23 protein-coding genes are annotated in these 21,280 nt (G+C 42.4%); 4 read left to right on the top strand and 19 right to left on the bottom strand.

Annotated elements, in window-relative coordinates; translation table 11 throughout:
* Nucleotides 1–3: 3 nt before the first annotated feature.
* The 4 genes from ACFOZY_RS12415 to ACFOZY_RS12400 form a co-directional block, all read right to left on the bottom strand.
* Nucleotides 4–594 (bottom strand): SCO family protein, encoded by a 591-nt coding sequence (locus tag ACFOZY_RS12415; protein ID WP_378155904.1) that lies wholly within the window; start codon nucleotides 592–594, stop codon nucleotides 4–6.
* 97 nt (nucleotides 595–691) lie between these two features.
* Entirely contained in the window at nucleotides 692–817 is a 126-nt protein-coding gene (locus ACFOZY_RS12410) for a YvrJ family protein (RefSeq protein WP_378155902.1), read from the bottom strand.
* A gap of 151 nt (nucleotides 818–968) precedes the next feature.
* On the bottom strand, nucleotides 969–1,187 hold the full coding sequence (locus tag ACFOZY_RS12405) for a DUF2922 domain-containing protein (RefSeq protein ID WP_378155900.1): 219 nt from the start codon (nucleotides 1,185–1,187) through the stop codon (nucleotides 969–971).
* A 37-nt stretch (nucleotides 1,188–1,224) separates the two neighbouring features.
* Nucleotides 1,225–1,446, bottom strand: coding sequence for a DUF1659 domain-containing protein (locus ACFOZY_RS12400; RefSeq protein ID WP_378155898.1), 222 nt, complete (start codon nucleotides 1,444–1,446; stop codon nucleotides 1,225–1,227).
* Nucleotides 1,447–1,555: 109 nt separating this feature from the next.
* On the opposite strand from ACFOZY_RS12400, the gene ACFOZY_RS12395 reads away from it, so the two are divergent.
* Nucleotides 1,556–2,002, top strand: coding sequence for a DUF2621 domain-containing protein (locus ACFOZY_RS12395; protein ID WP_378155896.1), 447 nt, complete (start codon nucleotides 1,556–1,558; stop codon nucleotides 2,000–2,002).
* 80 nt (nucleotides 2,003–2,082) lie between these two features.
* Here the strand turns inward: ACFOZY_RS12395 and ACFOZY_RS12390 are convergent, their stop codons facing one another.
* The 7 genes from ACFOZY_RS12390 to ACFOZY_RS12360 form a co-directional block, all read right to left on the bottom strand.
* On the bottom strand, nucleotides 2,083–2,577 hold the full coding sequence (locus tag ACFOZY_RS12390; RefSeq protein WP_378155894.1) for a CcdC family protein: 495 nt from the start codon (nucleotides 2,575–2,577) through the stop codon (nucleotides 2,083–2,085).
* Nucleotides 2,578–2,598: 21 nt separating this feature from the next.
* Nucleotides 2,599–3,309, bottom strand: coding sequence for a cytochrome c biogenesis CcdA family protein (locus ACFOZY_RS12385; RefSeq protein WP_378155892.1), 711 nt, complete (start codon nucleotides 3,307–3,309; stop codon nucleotides 2,599–2,601).
* A gap of 270 nt (nucleotides 3,310–3,579) precedes the next feature.
* A complete protein-coding gene (locus tag ACFOZY_RS12380; RefSeq protein WP_378155890.1) occupies nucleotides 3,580–3,765 on the bottom strand; it encodes an SCP2 sterol-binding domain-containing protein in 186 nt (61 codons plus the stop codon).
* Entirely contained in the window at nucleotides 3,710–3,913 is a 204-nt protein-coding gene (locus tag ACFOZY_RS12375; protein WP_378156167.1) for a hypothetical protein, read from the bottom strand. The genes ACFOZY_RS12380 and ACFOZY_RS12375 overlap by 56 nt, the downstream gene beginning before the upstream one ends.
* Before the next feature lie 28 nt (nucleotides 3,914–3,941).
* Nucleotides 3,942–5,732: an ABC transporter ATP-binding protein gene (locus ACFOZY_RS12370; protein WP_378155888.1), complete on the bottom strand. Its 1,791-nt coding sequence runs from the start codon at nucleotides 5,730–5,732 to the stop codon at nucleotides 3,942–3,944.
* Nucleotides 5,732–7,486, bottom strand: a complete 1,755-nt coding sequence (locus tag ACFOZY_RS12365) for an ABC transporter transmembrane domain-containing protein (protein WP_378155886.1) — start codon at nucleotides 7,484–7,486, stop codon at nucleotides 5,732–5,734. The genes ACFOZY_RS12370 and ACFOZY_RS12365 overlap by 1 nt, the downstream gene beginning before the upstream one ends.
* A gap of 113 nt (nucleotides 7,487–7,599) precedes the next feature.
* Entirely contained in the window at nucleotides 7,600–10,191 is a 2,592-nt protein-coding gene (locus ACFOZY_RS12360) for a cation-translocating P-type ATPase (RefSeq protein ID WP_378155884.1), read from the bottom strand.
* A 469-nt stretch (nucleotides 10,192–10,660) separates the two neighbouring features.
* On the opposite strand from ACFOZY_RS12360, the gene ACFOZY_RS12355 reads away from it, so the two are divergent.
* Nucleotides 10,661–11,143 carry a hypothetical protein gene (locus ACFOZY_RS12355; protein ID WP_378155882.1) on the top strand — a complete coding sequence of 161 codons (483 nt, stop codon included), beginning with the start codon at nucleotides 10,661–10,663 and terminating at the stop codon, nucleotides 11,141–11,143.
* 71 nt (nucleotides 11,144–11,214) lie between these two features.
* Here the strand turns inward: ACFOZY_RS12355 and ACFOZY_RS12350 are convergent, their stop codons facing one another.
* The 5 genes from ACFOZY_RS12350 to ACFOZY_RS12330 all read right to left on the bottom strand — a co-directional run bounded on the left by ACFOZY_RS12350 (nucleotide 11,215) and on the right by ACFOZY_RS12330 (nucleotide 15,593).
* Nucleotides 11,215–11,754 carry a P-loop nucleotide/nucleoside kinase family protein gene (locus tag ACFOZY_RS12350; RefSeq protein WP_378155880.1) on the bottom strand — a complete coding sequence of 180 codons (540 nt, stop codon included), beginning with the start codon at nucleotides 11,752–11,754 and terminating at the stop codon, nucleotides 11,215–11,217.
* 101 nt (nucleotides 11,755–11,855) lie between these two features.
* Nucleotides 11,856–12,188, bottom strand: a complete 333-nt coding sequence (locus ACFOZY_RS12345) for a YolD-like family protein (RefSeq protein WP_378155878.1) — start codon at nucleotides 12,186–12,188, stop codon at nucleotides 11,856–11,858.
* Between the two features lie 21 nt (nucleotides 12,189–12,209).
* The gene (locus tag ACFOZY_RS12340) at nucleotides 12,210–13,469 is read right to left on the bottom strand and encodes a DinB/UmuC family translesion DNA polymerase (RefSeq protein WP_378155876.1); all 1,260 of its coding nucleotides are present in this window, start codon (nucleotides 13,467–13,469) and stop codon (nucleotides 12,210–12,212) included.
* Nucleotides 13,470–13,893: 424 nt separating this feature from the next.
* On the bottom strand, nucleotides 13,894–14,601 hold the full coding sequence (locus ACFOZY_RS12335; RefSeq protein WP_378155874.1) for an AraC family transcriptional regulator: 708 nt from the start codon (nucleotides 14,599–14,601) through the stop codon (nucleotides 13,894–13,896).
* A 56-nt stretch (nucleotides 14,602–14,657) separates the two neighbouring features.
* The gene (locus ACFOZY_RS12330) at nucleotides 14,658–15,593 is read right to left on the bottom strand and encodes a DMT family transporter (RefSeq protein ID WP_378155872.1); all 936 of its coding nucleotides are present in this window, start codon (nucleotides 15,591–15,593) and stop codon (nucleotides 14,658–14,660) included.
* 285 nt (nucleotides 15,594–15,878) lie between these two features.
* Here ACFOZY_RS12330 and ACFOZY_RS12325 point away from each other — a divergent pair, with 285 nt between their 5' ends.
* Both ACFOZY_RS12325 and ACFOZY_RS12320 read left to right on the top strand, forming a co-directional pair.
* Entirely contained in the window at nucleotides 15,879–16,766 is an 888-nt protein-coding gene (locus tag ACFOZY_RS12325; protein ID WP_378155869.1) for an AEC family transporter, read from the top strand.
* A gap of 161 nt (nucleotides 16,767–16,927) precedes the next feature.
* Nucleotides 16,928–18,142 carry a helix-turn-helix domain-containing protein gene (locus ACFOZY_RS12320; RefSeq protein ID WP_378155867.1) on the top strand — a complete coding sequence of 405 codons (1,215 nt, stop codon included), beginning with the start codon at nucleotides 16,928–16,930 and terminating at the stop codon, nucleotides 18,140–18,142.
* Between the two features lie 14 nt (nucleotides 18,143–18,156).
* On the opposite strand, the gene ACFOZY_RS12315 is transcribed toward ACFOZY_RS12320, so the two are convergent.
* From ACFOZY_RS12315 to asnB, 3 genes are all read right to left on the bottom strand, one after another.
* Entirely contained in the window at nucleotides 18,157–18,504 is a 348-nt protein-coding gene (locus ACFOZY_RS12315) for a hypothetical protein (RefSeq protein ID WP_378155865.1), read from the bottom strand.
* Nucleotides 18,488–19,300, bottom strand: a complete 813-nt coding sequence (locus ACFOZY_RS12310) for a serine hydrolase (protein ID WP_378155863.1) — start codon at nucleotides 19,298–19,300, stop codon at nucleotides 18,488–18,490. Before ACFOZY_RS12310 ends, ACFOZY_RS12315 begins: the two co-directional genes overlap by 17 nt.
* 135 nt (nucleotides 19,301–19,435) lie before the next feature.
* The gene (gene asnB, locus ACFOZY_RS12305; RefSeq protein WP_378155861.1) at nucleotides 19,436–21,280 is read right to left on the bottom strand and encodes an asparagine synthase (glutamine-hydrolyzing); all 1,845 of its coding nucleotides are present in this window, start codon (nucleotides 21,278–21,280) and stop codon (nucleotides 19,436–19,438) included.

The raw sequence follows: 21,280 nt of genomic DNA, 5'->3' as shown, positions 1-21,280 counted from the left end.
CAATTATTGTTTCGATAATGCTTTCATATCGGATACAATTTCATCCACCGGTACGTCCTCTACACCAGGGTAGTATTTCACGACAATTCCATTCTTATCGACAAGGAAGAACGCGCTATGATGAATCACTTGGTCTGTATTCGGGTCATCGATGACAATTGCCTGGAAGGAATCTTTCGCGAACTTGCTGATTTCATCCATTGTGTATCCAGTCAATAGCTGCCACTTCGTCTCATCTGGTGGATTAAACTTCGTCAAATAATCCGTTAGTACTTCGGGCTTGTCTACTTCAGGGTCAACACTGAAACCGACGATTTGGTAATCCTCCACGCCTTCTTCAATCAGTTTCTCCTGAATACCTACCAGATTAAACGTCATAGGTGGACAAACCGATGTACAATTCGTAAAAATGAAATCGGCAAGCCATACCTTACCTTTTAAATCATCGAGAGAAACTGTTTCGCCACGCTGATTCTCATATGAGAAATCCTGCACTTCCCAATCGGTTTCCGCCTCAAACCCACCGCTTGAGCATGCGCTGATCAATAGGGCTCCGATAACTAATATCGTGAAGAATTTTATTTTGTTTTTCAATGGTACGGGCCTCCTTTAATACTCCTTTCTCATCTTATCGGACGATTATTTATGTTTCAAGGAATGTTACCTACTTCTATCCGACATTTCTGTGACTTCAGGTCCGAAGCGAAATCAGTGCTTCATGGATCATCGTCAGCTTCGTTTCCACTCTGTGCATCAAGTAAAATGACACGAAAATCGGAAAACCCACTTCTTGAATGAACTGCATAATGATTTCCAACGTATTCCCTCCTCAATCAAAAAATCCGTCCAACTTACGCGGGAAGAAGGAAAGCCTCCTTGGCGTATCCCTGTAGAGGTCTTGCCCTCCTCCTATCCCGCGTAGTGAACAGACTGTTTTCTAATCATGTTACCTGTTTGTTTATACTTCCTTATGCTTCATACAAATTTGTGATATTACGTTCTACAAGACGAGCACTTTTCGCTACACTAAGCGGCAAGCTTTCCACGTAAAACACATCGCTTGCGATAATGGCTGCCATACCTGATTCAACTTCACCTTCTGTCAAATCTACCCGTGGCTGGTCCACTGTTAAAGTCAATGCCTTTCCAGCTTCCGTTTCAAAACGGAGTTCCAAAGATTGTGCCATGTTCTCCCCTCCTTTTAAGGAATTAAAATTCTACTAATTAGAATTCCATAATGTTCGCTGTCTCAATCTTCTCCGCACCCATATAAGGCCATTCGGAGAATCCTGCCAGCACGGTTGTTGCGTCTACCAGGGACTGTGCATCTACCCCAGCTTTGATGTTGCGATACGTCTTAGACTTCTTGATGACTTTTCCGTCATGATCTTGACCCGCTTCAAAAGATAAGCGAATGACTGCGTTCTTGTACTCGATACTTGCCATTTCCATCCACCTCCTTTCACTCATTAAATAGAAGGTGAAAATAGAAAGGGATACATCTGTAGCGAAAATGATTGATTTTGCTTTATAATAGCCTCAGAAGATAGTAGAGGTGAGTTTGTTGCAAGTTGAATTAGAAGGTTGGTTCCTTTGGTTTATATTATTTTGGGTGGTTGTACTGGTAGGTTCATTTGCAATTGGCGGGTATTTCATGTTCCGAAAGTTTTTAAAACGTCTTCCGAAAGAAGATGGAAAATCCGATATGGATTGGGAAGAATATTATGTGTCTAAAACCATTCACCTTTGGGGAAACGAACAAAAAGAACTGTTGAATGAATTGGTGACCCCTGTACCGGATTTGTTCCGTCCAGTAGCAAAACAGAAAATTGCAGGAAAAATCGGGAAACTGGCTCTTGAAGAAAAAGCGAAGGCAATCAACTTTGATCTTATTATTAGAGGGTATATCCAAGCGACACCGAAGCGGGACCATAAATTCCTGCGGAAAAAATTAGATGAGATGAATGTGGATATTTCACCGTACGAGCATTTATTTGAATAAACACCAGGGCTACGAAACCTGCGTTTTATAACTAAAAAAGCTGTCCAAAACCGCGATTTCCCCAGTGCTGGACAGCTTTTTTAGTTTACTTTTAAAGGGACTTTCACAATTTTCTTGTACTGCATTAACATGGCAATCCGCCAAGGAACAATCATTCCGAATGCAAGTATCCAGAACATGCCCCCAAGTTCTCCAATATCTATTGTAGAGCTTAAAATAAGCTTACCCACTATCCTTACGATCAACAAACCGATCAGGATGAAGAGGAAGGCTTTTGAACGAGTCATATAGACATCCCCTTCACGCACTTCAAATTTTGTTGTCCGTATAAGGATTAGTGAAAAAAGAAAACCGACTAATAAAGCTTCTAAAATCTGCATTGGGTGAACACGGAATTCAGGGAAGATGAACATCAATGCCCCAGTGGACATGAAAATCGGCGGAAGAATAATCTTTTTCATACTGACAGGTCTTTTGGCCGCTTTTGTCCGGACAACTAAAGTTAATGTCCCCATTCCAATGGCAAGTATTGTTGAGACGATTAAATAGACCTCTGGTGGAAAACGGTCAAACATACTTACACTTCCATTCTGTTCTTAAAATCCTTGGAAACCACCAAAGATTGGTGTCAAAATACGAATGATATATGTCATGCCGTCAAAGAACAGCAAGACACCCACGACGATCATTATCCAACCGCCGATTTTTGTGATTTTTGCACTGTGTTTACGAATCCAGTTAAGACGTGTAATAAAGAACGAAAGTATGAAGAATGGAATCGCAAATCCGAGGACATATGCGAGCATATACCAAATACCCGATCCAGGATTCATACCAGCAAGTGCAATGATTGACATAAGGATCGGACCTGTACAAGGTGTCCACCCCGCTGCAAATGCCATTCCGATTAAGGTTGTACCGAAAAATCCGGATGGCCGGTTCTTTAAGTGGAACTTGCGCTCTTTCATCATGAATTCTGGTGTCAATAATCCAACGATTACCAATCCGAAGATGACGATTAAAATTGCTCCAATTTGTCGGATCAGATCCTTGTAGTTAACGAAGAACTCATTGAATAGAGATGTACTGAAACCGATCGCGATAAAAATGATCGAAAAACCAATCAAGAAAAACAATGTATGTAGCATTCCGCGTTTTTGTAGAATTCCCTTATCCGACTTCAGTTCATCCAGCGTCATTCCAGTAATATACGATAAAAAAGCAGGATATAACGGCAAAGTACATGGGGATATGAAACTGAGGAACCCAGCACCGAATGCCAACAATAGATTAATATCGGTTGCCATGAGCATAGCACCCTCCTTTAGCTGTCCCCATCGTATCAGATTTCGGGCTTCTATTCTCTAGTTATGATTGTGAATTTTTTATGTCTGCCTTATTACTAAGATTGAGTTTATCTTCTAATACTATATGTTAGCATCAGAAGTTATAGAAAAAAGCCCCGCCCAATGCCCGGTGTACCGGTGAAAATTCGTATCCAAACCTTTTGGGTAATCTCTAAAGGCAAGGAATAGAAATCGCCATCCTAAATTGATAGGATGGCGATACTTTTGTATTTAACTGAAATCATATTGTTTCAAAATTGCTTCTAACTTAAGTGCTTTCCCCAAATCACCGTCGACTTTCAATTTTCCTGTCATGAATGCCATCGTCCCGCTTAAGGAACCTGACAGGAATTTCTTGAAGCTATCCATGGACATCTTTAGCGTGCAATTGGCTGTACTGCTCGTGTCGAGTAGCACTTTTGCTGTTCCGTCTTGCAGGTGAAGCTGGAATACCCCTTCTTATGTTGAATTGATAAATGACATTTGCCCCAGCAATTGGTTCGGGATTTTGATTGAACGCTTCCTCCACTGAATTGATGATCTCGATTAATGACTGGTTCGCCATATCAGATCTCCCCTTTTGCGATTATTCTTTATACAATAACATCCTCATCTACAATACCGTTTTGAAGAAGATACATCTTATGATATAAACCTTTTTGTGAAAGCAACTCTTGATGGGATCCACGTTCTACAATTTCACCGCGATGCAATACTAAGATCAGCTCCGCATCCTGGATTGTACTCAATCGGTGTGCGATTGCAATTGTAGTACGGCCTCTACGCATCTTCTCTAAACTTGATTGAATTGCGACTTCGGTTTCCGTGTCGATATTAGCTGTTGCTTCGTCGAGCACTAAGATTTTCGGATCCGTTGCAATCGTCCGGGCAAATGCTACAAGCTGGCGTTGACCGCTCGAGAATGTGGAGCCGCGTTCGGTTACTTTCTGCTTGTATTTGTCAGGCAGCTTATTGATGAACGAATCTGCTTGAACGAATTCTGCAGCAGCGATGACTTCTTCAGCCGTCATGTTGGTGTTGTGGAGTCGGATATTGCTTTCGATTGTTCCGTAGAAAAGGAATGGATCTTGAAGGACCAATCCGATCTTTTTACGGAGTTCGTCTTTCTTGAAATCCTTCACTGATTTCCCGTCAATCACGATATCCCCGTTCTCGAATTCATAGAAGCGCATGAGCAAGTTGATAATCGAGCTTTTCCCGCTTCCTGTATGTCCGACGAGCGCAACTGTTTGCCCAGGTTCGGCTGTGAATGAAATATTCTTAAGTACATCTTGTTTTCCATCGTATGAGAAGGTGACGTCTTTGAATTCAATTCGGCCGTCCGTAATCCGGGTAGATTCTTCTTCCTTCTGGTTTGGCGCCATATCCGGTTCATCCAACAGTGCAAATACACGGGATGCGGCGACGATCGCCAATTGGAAAATGGACATCCGCTGCATGACGTTGTTGATCGGTTCAAAGAATCGGTCTATATATGACACGAATGCATAAATGACCCCGACTTCCACGACATTATCAAAGGACGTAATCCCGAAGAAACTTAGCAGCAAGATTAACGCTAACGCGTAGACAAGGTCAACTGCTGGACGAAGTAGGATACCGTCCAGTTTGAGGTTCCGCATTCCTGCTCTCCAGTGCTTATCATTGATGTCATTGAATTCATCTTGCAGACGATCCTCTTGGCGGAATGCCTGGATCATGGCCATTCCTTGTAAAGACTCTGCAAGCTTGGCATTTAACTGACTAAGCCGTTCTCTCAAGTCTTGATAGAAGACCGAACTGTATTTCCGGTACGTTTTCACAATCAGGAACAGGAGCGGAAGCAAGACCAAAGTAAAGAGTGCCAGTTTTACATTCAAGCTGAACATTGCGATATACACACCGACAATTAAAAATGCAGCTTGAAGAAATGACAATAGTACACTTACGAACATGTCTTTGATTGCTTCCGTGTCATTCGTGACTCGAGATACAATACTTCCTGCAGGTGTTCGATCAAAATATCTCATTCCAAGCCCTTGCACTTTAGTGAATACATCAATCCTTAGCTGCTGGATGATTTTCAATGCAAGCTCCTGGAATTTCAGCAATTGGAAGTAGCTGATGAACATGTTAGCTATTTGGATGAATCCATAACCTAACGCTAAGCCGAGCATTGCGTTCGTAGGGAAATTTCGTGGCGTCAAATAATCGTCGATAAAAATCTTGATCAAATACGGACCGGCAATATCTCCAGCTACTGTCAAGGCGAGTAAAGTCATTGCAAAGAGAATCATTCCCTTATGCGGCTTCAAATAGGCCAGCAAACGCTTCAGAATGTTCCATTGTTCCTTGCCGGTGAGTTTTGGCTGTTGTTGTTCCATTACGCCTCGCCTCCTTTTTCGACAAGTGCTTCCAGTTGCTGCATTTCATACATTTCGAAGTAACGGCCTTGCATGGCCATCAATTCTTCATGTGTGCCCTTTTCAACAATCGTTCCTTCGTGCATGACGATGATTTGATGTGCGTGTTGGATTGCGCTTAGCCGGTGGGCTGTAATGATGGTCGTTTCGTCTGTACGCGTTTCCTTAAGAGATTCTAAAATCGCTTCTTCCGTTTTCGCGTCAACAGCTGATAACGAATCGTCCAAAATTAGCAGTTCCGGCTCCATGAGTAAGGCACGAGCGATGGAGATCCGCTGCTTTTGTCCTCCGGATAACGATACGCCACGTTCACCAACGATTGTTTTATAACCGTTTGTAAAGTTCAGGATATCCTCATGAATATGTGCAAGCCTTGCCGCCTCATGAATCTTCTCCTCTGGTGCATCAATGTTCGTGAACGCGATATTTTGCGCTACGCTTGTCGAGAATAAAAAGTGATCCTGGGGTACGTAGCCGATAGCTTCCCGAAGTCCTCTCTTCTTATATGCATCGATGCGTGTTCCACCGTAAAGAATTGAACCGTTGTATCCTTCAAATTCACGAAGCAATAGTTTCAATATGGCCGTCTTTCCGGAACCGGTTTTCCCGACGATTCCGAGCGTTTCACCGCGTTTAAGCGTAAAGTTGACGTCATGAAGTGCGGGACGGTCGTCTTCTGGGAATTTAAATTCTTTTACTTTGAATTCGATATCCCCTTCAGGTTTCCGGTCAATCGCACCGTCCATGTCCTCGATTTCCGGTTTTTCATTTAACAAGTTACGAATCCGGTCGTAGGAAGCACGACCGCGTTCCACGATGTTGAATAGCCAACCGAATGCAAGCATCGGCCAAACCAGTAGGCCAAGATAAGCGTTGAATGAGATGAGCTGACCGATCGTCATATCTCCTGCGATTATGAACCTCGCACCGAAAATAATGGAAAGGAAAAATGAAATCCCGACCATGAGCGAGATTGTCGGGTCAAACATGGAGTCGACCTTCGCTACATGAATATTCTTTTGTACTACATCTTCAGACAATTGGACGAACTCATCGATGTCTTCTTTCTCTTGACCGAACGTCTTAATGACTTTAATCCCTGAAATGCTTTCCTGTGTTTTGTCATTCAAGTCCGAAAAGGCTTCCTGTGCAAAATGGAATCTGTTGTGCAAAAGCTTTCCGTAATAACTCGTCAAAATGACCATAAGCGGCATTGGGATTAGTGCAATCAATGTTAACCGCCAATCAATTGTGATGGCCATCGCTGCAATCACGAATCCGCCTGTCATTAGTGAGTCGACAAGCGTCAATACTCCCGAACCGGCTGTTTGCTGAACTGCAGACAAATCGTTCGTCGCATGTGCCATCATGTCACCGACACGGCGTTTTTGGTAAAACGATGGGGACATACTTGTAAAATGCTTAAAAAGCTGTTCCCGCATTTTCCGCGCAAGTGTGACAGAGGAACCGAAAATCATCACCCGCCAGTAGTAACGCAATACGTACATCAGGATTGCAGCTCCAGCCAAGATGACGAGCCATTTAAACAAGGATTCGGATGTTAAATCCCCTAAACGGATTTCATCGACCACCGTTCCGATAATTCGCGGTGGAATGAGCTGTAAAAACGCTACGATTGCGAGCACTAAAATCCCAGCGGTGTATTGCTTCCAGCGTTCTTTGAAATACCAACTTAAATCTAAAAATACTCTCATATGTATGACCCCCCTCTGCTCTCTCTTTTTGCAGACTATCTCAGTTTAGCAAATGTTCTAAATTTAGAGAAGAGAGGGAATGAAAGATTTTTCGGATTCTGAAATATCTTTCTTCATTTTTTTCTCAAAAATAGCTTATAAAACTGAATGATCACCAATGGGACAAATGACAAGCCATATACGATGCCTAATTGCTGGTTGGTTAATGTAGCCACTTCAAATATTCCTGAGAGTAATACGGTATTTAACAACAAAACACCAATCAGAAATGCAGCCCAGCATACAAGGTTTGAAAAAATTCCAATTTTAAATATTGATTCGTTTGAACGGCAGTTAAATCCATGGAACAATCTTGATAAACATAAGGTAGCGAAAGCCATTGTGCTTGCGACCATCGTATTTCCTGTAGATAATCCATTTTGGAATGCAATGATGGTCACTGCTGCAATGAGCAAACCTTCCAGACTTACTTTAGATGCAAACTCCTTATTCAATAAAGATTCATGTCTGTTACGGGGTTTTTCTTTCAAAACTTGTTTGTTATGGGGTTCCAACCCAATGGCAATCGCCGGTAAACTATCCGTTAATAGGTTAATGAATAGAAGGTGAACCGGAGCGAATGGTGTAGGCAATGACAAAAGGGATGCATAAAGCACGACTAAGATGGCTCCAGTATTACCGGATAATAAAAATTGGATTGCGTTTTTAATATTTGAATACATGCTTCGTCCATTGGAAACCGCTTTAACGATGGTTGCGAAGTTATCATCTGTCAAAACCATCGAGGAAGCATCCTTAGCGACTTCTGTTCCTGTTATTCCCATCGCCACTCCGATATCTGCCTGTTTTAATGCCGGAGCATCATTTACGCCATCGCCAGTCATCGCCACGACGTTCCCTTTCTCCTGCCAAGCTTTCACAATCCGGATTTTATGTTCCGGTGAAACACGGGCAAATACTGAAATGTCTTCAATTTTTTCTTTCAGTTCCTCATCTGATAACTTTTCAATATCTTTTCCTTCGATCGCTTCAGTTGGATCTTTTAAAATTCCGATTTGTGAAGCGATGGCAATGGCCGTGATTTTGTGGTCTCCTGTTATCATCACCGGTTTAATCCCTGCTTCGATACAATCAGCGACTGCCTGTTTTGATTCGTTCCGCGGCGGATCCATCATTGCGGCTAACCCCACAAAGGTCAAATCTTTTTCTGCTTCAAGGCTCACCATGGGTGAAAGAACTTCTTTATATGCAAAAGCGATGACACGCAGCCCTAAATTGGAGAAGAGATAATTTGCCTGTTTGATCGCTTCTTGCTGATGCTTTGAAATGCTTGCTACTCCTCTGGACGTCTCCATCTTCACGATTTTTGGAAGCAGTACATCAATTGCTCCTTTCGTGATCATGACATATCGGTTTCCTATCCGATGGACGGTACTCATCAATTTCCGTTCCGAGTCGAATGGGATTTCCCCTAACCGCTGATACATTTCCCGAACAGTGGAAGCATTTTGATAGTTCTTTCCGAAATTTGTTAGAGCCACTTCTGTCGGATCGCCGATTTCTTTCCCATCCACTGCCACAGAGTCATTACATAACAATGTCATGTTGATGAATTTCCTTTGAATCTCTCCGCTTCTTTGAAATTGTTCAGTGGAAATCACTTCTTCATTCACATAAACTTGCTGAACAGTCATTTTGTTTTGAGTTAATGTCCCTGTTTTATCCGAACAGATAACTGAAATGTTGCCGAGGCTTTCGACAGCATGCAATTTGCGTACAATGGCATTTTCTTTCGCCATTTTCTGTGTCCCGAATGCAAGGACGATGGTGACAATTGAACTTAATGCTTCCGGGATAGCAGCAACAGCCAATGATACAGCGAACATAAATGATCCGACGATTTCATTCCCACGGATAAGATCTAAACCGAAAACGATTAGGCAAATGATAATGATTCCAAAAGCAAGGCGTTTTCCGAATTGCTCCAGACTGACTTGAAGAGGTGTATCCTTTTCCTTCGCGCTCTCGATCAAGTTCGCAATTTTGCCGATTTCTGTTTGTGACCCGATTGACGTCACAATGGCTTGTCCTCTTCCGGCTGTTACAAAACTCCCTGAAAAGACCATATTCTGTTTATCGCCAAGTGCTACATCTTTTCTGTTAATAGAATTCACCATTTTTTCGATGGCGATGGATTCACCTGTGAGTGAGCTTTCATTTACCTGCAGGCTGTGACTTTCAATGATTCTGCCATCTGCGCAAATATAATCCCCAGCATTTAATAGGAGAATATCACCTACTACTACTTCTCTGGAGAGGATTTCAACAATCTGTCCGTTGCGTAATACTTTTGCTGTGGGAACGGCCATTGCTTTTAAACTGTTTAAAGACTTTTCCGCCTTCATGTGCTGGACGGTTCCGAGAACTGCATTCAGGATCACTACGACTAAAATGACAATTGAGCTGACCACTTCACCCAAAAAGGCCGAAATGATAGCTGCAATATTTAGTATGATGACTAAAAAATCCTTGAATTGCTGAAGAAAGATTTGACCGACGTGCTGTTTTTCCCCTTCTTGCAACTCATTGTACCCGTATTCTTTTTGCCGGGCTTGTACTTCATAATCCGATAACCCTTCCATGGTTACGTCAAGTTTTTTCATGACTCTTTGGACAGATTCTTGGTAGTATTCTGTTACGTTCATAAGCAAACCTCCGTGTTAGAATTTCAACTATGTTTTTGGCGACAATTATCCCTGCTTTTATAGCTTTTCATTTTTTGAGAAGCACTAATTTTAAGCTCACTTATTCAGTTTTTTTCATTCCTATCTATCAGCCTTCTTTCTTTTATAAACTTCCGTCTATCAGTAATACCTAACTATATGTTTTGAGTTTTATAGGAATGCTTAGTTTATAGGAAGTTTTAGAGCTCTCTAAGTTGAATATAAAAGGAGATTCGTGGGGGCTTGTGAGAGCTTAGAGGCAATAAGACCGGGAGTTGAAGAATTCGGATAAGTGAATTCAATCCAAGCATACTTTTTCATTAAAAAACGACCAGTGTTAACTAGTTTGTTAACACTGGTCGTACCACGAGATTTCGCTAAAACGACCTGCTCACTTTTCATTTCTGTGATGAATAAGTTAATTGTATAAGTTAATCGTGGAGGCAAATGAATGAATTTTTTATCTTTCAGCGGAGTCGTAACTTCAATCAGTGATTTTAATGTGGCCGCGGAACATGCGGGTTGCTTTAAATTGATGGCGGTTAACGATGGACATGGTTCTACCGTGAATTTCATTGTGGAACCTACCACTTATTTCGTTGACCATGCCATGGTGGTGGCCGGTGACAGGGTGACCGGTTTTTATGATGCGGATGCGCCTGTACCACTCATTTATCCTCCGCAATACCGGAGCTTGGTCATGGCAAAAGATTCGCCCTATCGAAATGTAAAAGTGTCCTTCTTCAATGAGGACTATGTGAGCGGCGACGGCCAATTGAAATTGAATTTCTCTCCTACTACCCAACTTCTCTTAGAAAATGGCCAGGCTTTTACGCGAAGTCCCGCTAACCGTAATTTAATCGTTGTATATGGTGCTACTACAAGAAGCATTCCTGCCCAGACGACACCCTTCCAAATTATTGTCATGTGCTGACAGTTATTTCGATCACAGAAGAAGGAGGAACGATTTTCTCCTTCTTTAGTTGGCTTACCATATGCCTCATTCTATGACGAAGGCATTTCACTCTTAAGTACGATTTCCCCTTCACCCTTTGGCTCCTCAAACCCTCTTATGAAAGAATCAAGGATCTCCTGTGTGATTGGGAAAGCTGCATTTGCGTCAAATCGTTCGTTTCTAATTGCAAGCCTTCTTCTCAATTCATCAGGATGAACTTTTAAATAGACCAGCTTCCAATTCCCACCGGCATTTTCAATAACCCTTTTATAGTTCTCTCTTATGGATCGGTTCCAACAACTTGTATCGACGACAATGTTGCGTTTCTCTTGGATGAATGTAATCAGCTTATTTATCAAACGAAGCTCCGCCTCGTCTAAATAGTCCTCGTACTTCTCAACGGGATAATCTATTCCGTAACGACCTCTGAAGGACCATACTTCTTCATCTATGGAAAGGCGGACAAATCCTTTTTCTGCTTCTATCTTTTTGGATAAGGTCGATTTTCCGGATCCAGCGATTCCGCACATCAAAATGACTAAAGACTGGTTCGGATCAGTCTTTAGATCAATTGCGAGATTTTCTAACAAGTCCCATTCCCCCTTTATAACCTTCACTACTATTTCAATAGAAAGAACATTAATCCCTTCTCGGGTTTGATGATTCATTCCCTTCTCTATTATTCAACCGATCATTCCATCCCCGAAATCCGTTCGATGTCCCGTACAGGAACCACTTTTGCTTCCCCATCCTGTGTCACGATCCGAAGTGTTCCGGTCATGTTGTGTGAACAGTGGACATACCCTTTCACTTCCTGCGGGTTTCCATTCTTCCAGTAACGGATGGCAACCTCTTTATTCCACTCCATCGCTTCAGACAATAGAAACTCCCATTCTTCCAGCTGCTGCTCATCCGGTTCCTTCCGGTCGGGAATCGCATCCTCGTCCTGCCATTCACGGAGGAGCCGCAGATGCTCCGGCAGCATCATTGCCGTCCATTTTTTGCTGCCTCGGTCACGTAGCATAGCCATTCCTCCTGTCTCTCATCAGTTTGCCTTATGCCCGCCAATCAGATGTGCTCGTTGGACTGCTGTGCCAGCATCGGTATACGACACAGCGCGGAGAACTGCGGTAGTACCGTAACGGCTGCGGAGTTGGTCGATTGTCTCGCCCAATTTCCGGTTTTGCCATTTGCGTTCTTCAAATAAACTCAATTGCATAACATGTTCATCCTCCAAATTGGAGAGGGAAATTGCCAGTCTTCTCACCGGCCGGCCGTCGTAGAACTCCTCTAACAGCTCCTTGCATACCCGGTAAATTTTCATCGTTTCGTTTGTTCCTTCTTCAATGGAACGGGAACGGCTGAAACCGCCGCCAAACACTTTGTCGCTATAGCTTACGCTAAGATGTATAGTCCGCCCGACCTTTCCGGCTTCCCTTGCACGCCTCGCCACATCCTCACACATTTCTAAAATGACAACGAGCACTTCTTCGGCTGTATTGTAATCGCGGAACAGGACTTGCCCTTTTCCGAAACTTACCTGGCCATCCATCAGCGGTGCCCCGAGTTCGGACAAATCGATTCCCCACGCATGGTGATACAACTGGTTCCCCATAACGCCGAACTTCTTTTCTAACATCCGGAGATCTGTCCTTGCTAAATCTCCGATTGAGAAAATCCCCATGCCATTCAACGTCCGCTCAAGCCGGGACCCGATGCCCCACATTTCAGAGAGCGGCGACACCGGCCAGAGTTTTTCCGGTACATCTTCATATGTCCAGCGCGCGAAGCCGGTCTTTTTCCCTTCAAGATCGAGGGCCAGTTTCGACATGAGCATGTTCGGCCCCATCCCCATGGCAGACGGCAATTGAAATTGCAGTGCCAGCTCATCCATGATGCGGTGGACAGTATCCTCGATTGGACCCCACAGCTTTTCGGTCCCTCCTAAATCGATGAAACTTTCATCAACGCTGTATACATGGATCGCTTCTTTCGGCACAAACTGGTTCAGTAGCCGGACAATTTCCATCGATACTTTCACAAAAAGCCCCATCTTCGGCTCAATCAGGCGGATCGACGGATCATCCGGAATTTCAAACAATCGGTGTTTTGCTGGTTTTACGCCAAATTCCTTTTTCAATTTCGGTGACGCAGCAAGGACGATACTGCCCTTCTGCTGAAGGTTGCCAACGACCGCAATTGGAGTCTCCATCACATCGAGCCCGGCATCGGCCGCCGCACAGCTTGCATAAAAACTCCGCATATCCAGACACACAATCTTCCGATCCGGCATGTTTTCGTACATCTGTGACCCTCCTTTGAATTAAAGAACATTTGTTCTGTTCGTTCTATAAAGAGTATACCCGAAACGAATGTTCGTATTCAAATGTATTAAATGTAAGTGGCGGAAAGTTACAGGAGAAAAAGGGCGTGAAATTGAAATTGAGGCGTAAAAATTTTTGAGAATGGAAAAAAGAATGGATCATAAAGGAATGAGGAATTAAAGATAAATAAAAACGAAACGTCAGCGAGAATATTGCTTGCTGGTGTTTCGTTTTGTGCTTTTTTACGGTTGATTTCTATAAAAAAGACTAACCGCCCTTGAGAGATTTGCCAATCCGGGAGGTTAGTCTGCTGGTGCCGATCCCTTCTGGGAACCTGCTATTGTGTAGCCTCACTCATGCAGCAACATGCAACAATACAACAACGAATAATCTATGCGCAGATAATCATTTAATTTTATTTATAAGCTCCCGATATTGGACATCGCCATATCCGAGATCCGGAAAACGGATAAATAAACGATTGATTAATACAGATTCCGGTAACTCTTTATGGTCGGATATGTACTGCACAACTGCATTCTCTTCTTTTAGCATGTCTAAATAGAGATCGATTGCTCGATCCATTATAGGAAGCAGGACAATTGATGGCTTATGGTGGTTGATCAATACATCTTCATAAACAGATGAGTAGTTGCCTAATGTCAATTCTGTTTGACTCACCTTAAACACGTCCTCTTGAAAGCTATTTAAGTAGACGTTGCGATCATATCCCGACTGTTCCAAGTAGGCAAGCAGTGTAAGTACATTCATCTGGCAAAACATGTCTTCACCAAACCATAAAACAATCCCTTCATACTGTTTATTGATCAGATTGTCTAATGGTTCAATCACCTTTTTGCGATAATTTTCTACAGAATCATGATGTCCAAAAGCCCGGGTTTCGATAAACTTTTGATCAAACACGAAGTTAGTCGTAGTGTGTACACACATCGCTTCATTAAATGGAACGTAATCAGAGTCACCCAACAGTTTTCCATCTTCAAATTCCTCGTACATGGCCTGACCATTCAAAATATGGAGCACATCTTTACGAAAAAGCTCACGCCTTTCCTGCTGTAACCGATTCATCTCATCCATTTTAAGAATATGCATACGATAACTACCCCCTTTTCAAGTAAGCATAACTCACTAACGGCAAATCTATGATATTAGTTCATAATCGTGGACTCGATATCCGGCACTTCCACCTTTTCCTTAAAGACCGCCAAATAGATGATCATACAGAAGATCAGTCCCATTCCGATTACTTGATAGAAGCCGAATGACACGTGCAGCCAAACTACCGATGTCACAATTGCTGCAAGTGGTTCGACACTGCTGAGCAGGCTCGTTTCTTGCGGTTTCAAGTAACTGAGGCTGCCTAAGTAGAACCAGAAAGCAATCATTGTTCCAAAAACGATGACGAATGCAAGGTAGAAGACTGTGTCCATCCCCCATCCTGCTACATTGAAGTTCCATGGTGGATGAATGAAGCTCATTCCAACCCCGCCGATTAACATCGCCCAGCCGATAATGGTAAGTGATCCATATTTTTTTAAGAGTTCCGCAGGATATAACGTATAGAACGCAAGAGCAATGGCCGATAGCAAGCCCCAGACAACTGCCGGAACCGGCACAGCTAACGCCCCTGCAGAGCCGTTCGTCAAAAGCAGGAATGTCCCGGACAGCGCAAAGATTACTCCGACCAAGTCTCTTACGGAGAATTTATTGATTCCTCTTAAAACTAAGTACACGATGATGACAACTGGTCCTAAGTATTGCAACAGCGTTGCGACTGCAGCGTTGCCATGGCTGATGGACGCCATGTAAGTATATTGAGCCGATAGCATCCCAACAAGACCAAAAATCATAATCTGAATAGCATCACGGCGTTCCTTCCAAACTTGGAATACTTTGTTCCGGTCTTTCATCCAGGCAAGCCCAATCAACAGCATTCCTGCAATCAGAAGACGGACGGTCACGAGCCAGTTGACTGGAATTCCCGATTCCTGGAATAACCGTTGTGACACAGTTCCCCCTATTCCCCAAAAACTTGCTCCTATTAAAACCATGGCAATGCCAATAGCTCGTTTTTCTTTCCCCATTTCCAATTCCCCTGCCTGTATGTCTATTTCTCCCAATATAACATATTAGTAAGGTGTTAAAATATCCTCTTCCTGTACTAATTTATAGAGGTGATTGTAAGTGGAACCTTCGGGGGTAACAACAAAGCAACGAAAGTTTAATACAAAATAGTCAATCAATAACTTTTCCTTATGTTGAGGCATAAAAACTATGTAATTTAACTTATCACCCAAAAGTTTTAAACTAAAGTTGGGGTGAGGATTATGTCATATATTGGAGTGATTTTTTTAAATGTTATTTTTCCGATGCTAATACTGCTGGCAATCGGTGGTGCTCTGCAGAAGAAATTTAACTTTAATTTAAGAGCTTTATCGAATTTGATTACGTATTGTTTAATGCCGGCAACGGTATTCGTCAATATATACTTGACTGAAATTGATCCACAGTTATTGGTTGAAATCATGGTCTATCTATTATTGTTTGGAGGAACATTGATCATCTTAGGTTCAATATTCAGCAAATTGCTAAAGCTGAACAAAGGGCAATCAGCTGTTTTCAAGAACAGTGTGTCCCTCATTAACTCTGGAAACTATGGGTTGCCGGTGAGTCAGCTTGTGTTTCAAACACATCCGCTTGGGATGGCGGTACAAATTATCGTGTTAGTTTTCCAAAACGTTTTGACGTTCACCTATGGATTGTATAATTTGATATCGGCTACGAAATCAGGACTTGAAATAGTACGCTCCCTATTTAAGATGCCGATTATCCATGCATTGATTGCGGGTGGCATTTTAAATGCATTGAATATACCAATTCCTCAGTTTCTCTGGCTGCCGATTGAGCACTTGTCAGATGCCATTATTGCAGTAGCTTTGATTACCCTCGGTGCCCAGCTGATTCAGATCAAGTTCAAATTCTTGGATAAAGTGATCATCGCGGGCTCAATCGGACGACTTATTATAGGTCCGGCAGTTGCGTTAGCGTTTATTTATATAATGGGAATTGAAGGCATTGTTGCTCAATCATTATTTATCGCCAGCTCTTTTCCTTCTTCAAGAAACAGTTCTTCTCTTGCATTGGAATACGATGTCGAACCCGATCGTGCAGCTCAAACTGTATTGTTTACTACTTTACTTAGCAGTTTAACAGTTGCGTTTGTCATTTATCTCTCAACTATCTTATTTTTACAGTAAAACCGTCTACTGATGACGGTTTTTTTCTTTACAATAACTTTGTCGAAAGTTTAATATATTAAACACGAATGCTGTCGAAATTTAACTTATTAAATTTCTTAATTTTCTCTCAAAAAGCTGATAGACTGATATAAAAGGATTCTTAGTTAAGAGGTGAAAAAATGAGACATGTCGGAGAGAACATCAAACGTATACGGAAAGCGAAAAAAATGACCATTTCCGATTTAGCTGGAGAACAGATTTCTCGCGGCATGATTAGTTTAATAGAGAACGGAAAAACGCAGCCTTCAATAGAACGCCTCCAATATTTAGCCGATAAACTAAACGTGACAGTGTCAGACCTCCTTGGAAATTATACGAAGAGCGAGCTTCAACAAATCATTATTGAAGCAAAATCATTTATAGAAAATCACTCGCGTGATGAAGTTCTTCTACTGATATCCCCTATTCTTAAACAATTGGACGATACCGTGGAAGCGGCCATTCTACATGAACTCTTCACGGAAGCGAGTGACCAATACGAAGAGTGGGCATTGATTCGGGCGATTAAGATATATGAAAAGAATGGGATGGTTGACCAAGCAGTATCTGTCAAGTTAAAAATAGCGGTAAACCAATTAGAAAACGGTACAGCTGAAGAGGCACTGAAAATTCTTGAGGATTGCTCAAACTGTCAACAAGCAAGCACAATAATTCGCTGTTTTATGCTGTGGGCGATTGCGCAAGAAGCAGTCGGGGATGTAGTAAAAGCGGTGGATATGCTTGATAGGACCATCCAAATGGCACGTCAGTCTTTGGAACTTGGGGAATACTATGAGTTGCTACAAATGAAAGCTCTTCTTCACTATGAAATCGGTGATCATGAGTCAGCCAGATCAATCGTTAATACAGCAAATACATTTGTACAAACGCTTCAAAATGAATCACTTCTTGCGAAACATGGCATCTTTTTTATCCATCTGGAGGAGTATTACGAGAGTAATGACGAGATTGCCGTTGAGTTGGCTGATGAGTATGTTAAATATATACTGTTGGATAGTCCCCTATCGCCTGAACAGAAGAGAAGTTATATAGAATTGGCTTACGATCTGAAAGCACGGGCGTTAGTGAAGATGGATGAGTATAACGAAGCTTGGGAACTATTTCAGCAAGTTCCTAAAAATGCAGAAATAAGATGTAACAACTTTCCGTTGGTGAGGTCTATAAAGTGGATTTCTACAAGTTATCAAGCTCTTTGTTTAGCGGGATTAGGCAAACAGGTGGAAGCAAGTACCTTAGCTAAGGAAACGTTGGGCAAACTGAAAGATCGCCCTCACTCCTCTTATTATCGTTTCGCTAAAGAAGTGGCGGATAAATTTACAATAGTGAACAGATAAACACCGCTCCGGATTTAACGAAGCGGTGTTTTTAATACATTCAGTATATCTGTTTGGGATATCAATGTTATGACTTGCTGGTCTTTCGTGTAAACGACTGCAGCACCTTCCCTTTCTCCTTTTTTCCAGCCTCGCAGTTTAAGAGACATTTCATAATCGAAAGGAATGCCATTTTCTTCAGAAGCACGCGACCATTCAAAGTTTTTCCCAGTGTTATGCTCCTTCGTCAGTACGGCAAGATTTGGAACAGGAAAGCCATACAGTGATGGATCCGGCTTATATTGACTATATAGTGTTGAACCGAAAAGCAATAATGCTACTGTGAAACCGATTAGAATGGCCCATTTAACTTTCGACATCATGCATCCACCGGTATACAGCTTCCCCAATTTCCGCTAACATGCGCTTCGATTTGAGATCATCTTCATCTTTTGAAAACGCGGAAACGACGACTCTCCGACCATTTGTGTAAAGAACTCCTGCATCATGACGAAGTCCAGGAACCCAACCGGTTTTATTCGCAAATTCCCACGAAACGTGATCATCATAAGTATCTGAATAAGGAGATGGGAATTTTTCCGGCAAGCAGTCACGAATTTGCTGCTTCTTCAAGATTTCAATCATTTCCCTGGAAGCTTCACGAGAAACTACCTCACTGTTCGCAATTCCAATAAGTAAATTCGCTACATCGTTCGCGTTCAGCATATTGAAGTGCCTTCTGCCTTCTGCGCTGATCATTAGTTTGTTGTAGAATGTACTTCTTTCCATCCCTACCGTTTTCATCATATCTTGTATTTTCTCGACACCTACCTGGTCGATCATCATATTCGTCGCAGTGTTATCACTTTGGATGATCATTAAAAGGACGATGTCACGAATACTCAGATTAGTGCCTGGCGTGAGGTGTTGAATGACGCCGGAACCACCGACGTAATCCTCTTCATTCAACGATATGAATTCATCAAGCGATAGTTTTCCTTCCCATTCAGCTTGAAATACCGCAGCCATAATTGGCACTTTAATCACACTGGCTGCGTAGAATAGTTCGTCCCCATTCCATTCCCACCGCTCATTCCGATCGAGATCCGCTACTACAACACCCCATGTTCCATCGGATAACGAAAGGATTTCCTCGATTTCATTTGCCAATTTCTCCATTCAACTTCCCCCTATGACTCTACGATTGAACTTTCTGACAATAGTTTAACATGGTTTGAAGAAAATTTATATCCAGTGAAAAACTAAGATGGGAAGGAAGCATATAATTAAAAAGACTTCGGCATTGGCCGAAGCTTAGTCAGTTAACTGTATATTATAATCATGGAACCATATATGAATTTGGGCGATGTGCGCTAATAACTGTGGACCCGTCATCAATTGGCCGAACCAAGGGGTCTGGAAAGAAGCTCCACCTGATTCAATCAAGCCATTCAATTGATCGCAATCAAAAAACTCGTGCAGCGCGCTGTTCTTGTCAGCTGTGAAGCTCTTCAGCAATGTACTGACTTCTTCAAGATAAACAGGGTGATGGGTTTTTGGATAAGGACTCTTTTTACGATATAAGACCTCATTAGGAAGTAGCCCCTCTAAAGATTTCCGAAGTAAGCCCTTTTCTCTTCCTTCATGCATTTTCATATCCCATGGAATATTCCAGGCATATTCAACGAGACGATGATCTGCAAATGGAACCCTTACTTCAAGGCTTGCTCCCATACTCATGCGGTCTTTACGCTCTAATAAAGTACTCATAAACCACAGCATATTTAAGTAGAATAGTTCTCTCCGCCTGGCCTCAATCGAACTTTCCCCTTCTAAAATCGGTACTTCGGCAATCGTTTCTCTGTAACGGTCATTTACGTATGATTCTAAAGAAAGTTTCTTCTGCCATTGCTCTTTTAGTAGCTCTTGTCTAAGACCGGTTGAACGCATCCACGGGAATCCTTCTCGTTCCAAGTCCTCTTTTCTGTGAAACCAAGGGTAGCCCCCAAAGATCTCATCTGCACATTCACCGGACAAACTGACTGTAAAATCATTTTTGATCTCTTCACAAAACCATAATAATGACGAATCAATATCTGCCATTCCCGGAAGATCCCTAAAATGTACAGCATCCGTTAACCGATCAACCAGTGACTTTTGTGGAATTACGCATTTATGATGAATAGTACTGTACGTATCGGTCATCTTTTGAATGAACATCTCATCCGAATCTGGCTGAAAGAAACTTTTTTTAAAGTGTTGTTCATTTCCTTCATAGTCTATTGAATACGTATGAAGCCGTTTTCCTTCCCCAGCATAACTAGCTGCGGCAATTGCGGTAATGGCACTGGAATCAAGGCCACCTGACAAAAACGTCGAAAGGGGTACATCAGAGACGAGTTGTCTTTTTACTGCATCTGTAAAAAGAAAACGGACATGATCAGCTGTTTCCTCAAATGAATCAGTATGTTGCTTACTCGTTACATTCCAATAACGCCAAACTTTCAGACCATCTTTGGTAAAGGTAAGAGCATGTGCAGGTCTTAACTCCTTTATTCCTTTAAAAACACCATTTCCCGGTGTTCTCGATGGACCAAGTCCAAAGAGTTCTGACAATCCTTCACGATCGATTTCCGCCTTCATGTCAGGATGGACCAGAATCGCTTTTTGTTCCGAGGCAAATAATAGCCCTCCATTCGGTTCCGCAAAAAATAGCGGCTTCACTCCAAGGCGGTCGCGGCCGATGAACAATTTTTCTTTTTGTTCATCCCAAACTGCGAAGGCAAATATACCATTCAGATGTTCGAGGCAACTCTCTCCCCATTCGATATAGGCAGTTAAGAGCACTTCAGTATCAGAATGTCCAGAAAATATATAACCCCTTTGCAAAAGTGTTTTACGAATATCTTCTGTATTGTAGAGCTCGCCATTATAACAAATCGTATAACCAGTTCCTTCTTTCTCTCTGGTCATCGGCTGTTTTCCACCCTCGAGATCGACAACTGCCAGCCTCCGATGACCAAATGCGATGTGAGAATCGAGCCACACATTCCCTTCGTCTGGTCCCCGCTTCGACAGTGTAGCCATCATTTTCTCCACCATTTTTCTTTCCGGACGCAGATTGCGCCGGAAATTAACCCAGCCGGTAATACCGCACAT

It is taken from the genome of Chungangia koreensis (assembly GCF_042651785.1).
Taxonomy (GTDB): Bacteria; Bacillota; Bacilli; order Bacillales_A; family Planococcaceae; genus Chungangia; species Chungangia koreensis.
The sequence above is the reverse complement of the archived record's forward strand: the minus strand, read 5'-3'. Positions and strand labels throughout refer to the sequence as shown.

What these genes read in the sequence shown, in the direction of transcription:
- ACFOZY_RS12405 (WP_378155900.1), bottom strand. Translation starts at nt 1,187, where the DNA reads ATGGCACAATCTTTGGAACTCCGTTTTGAAACGGAAGCTGGAAAGGCA.
- ACFOZY_RS12400 (WP_378155898.1), bottom strand. Translation starts at nt 1,446, where the DNA reads ATGGCAAGTATCGAGTACAAGAACGCAGTCATTCGCTTATCTTTTGAA.
- ACFOZY_RS12390 (WP_378155894.1), bottom strand. Translation starts at nt 2,577, where the DNA reads ATGTTTGACCGTTTTCCACCAGAGGTCTATTTAATCGTCTCAACAATA.
- ACFOZY_RS12385 (WP_378155892.1), bottom strand. Translation starts at nt 3,309, where the DNA reads ATGGCAACCGATATTAATCTATTGTTGGCATTCGGTGCTGGGTTCCTC.
- ACFOZY_RS12375 (WP_378156167.1), bottom strand. Translation starts at nt 3,913, where the DNA reads ATGGCGAACCAGTCATTAATCGAGATCATCAATTCAGTGGAGGAAGCG.
- ACFOZY_RS12370 (WP_378155888.1), bottom strand. Translation starts at nt 5,732, where the DNA reads ATGGAACAACAACAGCCAAAACTCACCGGCAAGGAACAATGGAACATT.
- ACFOZY_RS12365 (WP_378155886.1), bottom strand. Translation starts at nt 7,486, where the DNA reads ATGAGAGTATTTTTAGATTTAAGTTGGTATTTCAAAGAACGCTGGAAG.
- ACFOZY_RS12360 (WP_378155884.1), bottom strand. Translation starts at nt 10,191, where the DNA reads ATGAACGTAACAGAATACTACCAAGAATCTGTCCAAAGAGTCATGAAA.
- ACFOZY_RS12355 (WP_378155882.1), top strand. Translation starts at nt 10,661, where the DNA reads ATGAATTTTTTATCTTTCAGCGGAGTCGTAACTTCAATCAGTGATTTT.
- ACFOZY_RS12345 (WP_378155878.1), bottom strand. Translation starts at nt 12,188, where the DNA reads ATGCTACGTGACCGAGGCAGCAAAAAATGGACGGCAATGATGCTGCCG.
- ACFOZY_RS12340 (WP_378155876.1), bottom strand. Translation starts at nt 13,469, where the DNA reads ATGTACGAAAACATGCCGGATCGGAAGATTGTGTGTCTGGATATGCGG.
- ACFOZY_RS12335 (WP_378155874.1), bottom strand. Translation starts at nt 14,601, where the DNA reads ATGCATATTCTTAAAATGGATGAGATGAATCGGTTACAGCAGGAAAGG.
- ACFOZY_RS12330 (WP_378155872.1), bottom strand. Translation starts at nt 15,593, where the DNA reads ATGGGGAAAGAAAAACGAGCTATTGGCATTGCCATGGTTTTAATAGGA.
- ACFOZY_RS12325 (WP_378155869.1), top strand. Translation starts at nt 15,879, where the DNA reads ATGCTAATACTGCTGGCAATCGGTGGTGCTCTGCAGAAGAAATTTAAC.
- ACFOZY_RS12320 (WP_378155867.1), top strand. Translation starts at nt 16,928, where the DNA reads ATGAGACATGTCGGAGAGAACATCAAACGTATACGGAAAGCGAAAAAA.
- ACFOZY_RS12315 (WP_378155865.1), bottom strand. Translation starts at nt 18,504, where the DNA reads ATGATGTCGAAAGTTAAATGGGCCATTCTAATCGGTTTCACAGTAGCA.
- ACFOZY_RS12310 (WP_378155863.1), bottom strand. Translation starts at nt 19,300, where the DNA reads ATGGAGAAATTGGCAAATGAAATCGAGGAAATCCTTTCGTTATCCGAT.
- asnB (WP_378155861.1), bottom strand. Translation starts at nt 21,280, where the DNA reads ATGTGCGGTATTACCGGCTGGGTTAATTTCCGGCGCAATCTGCGTCCG.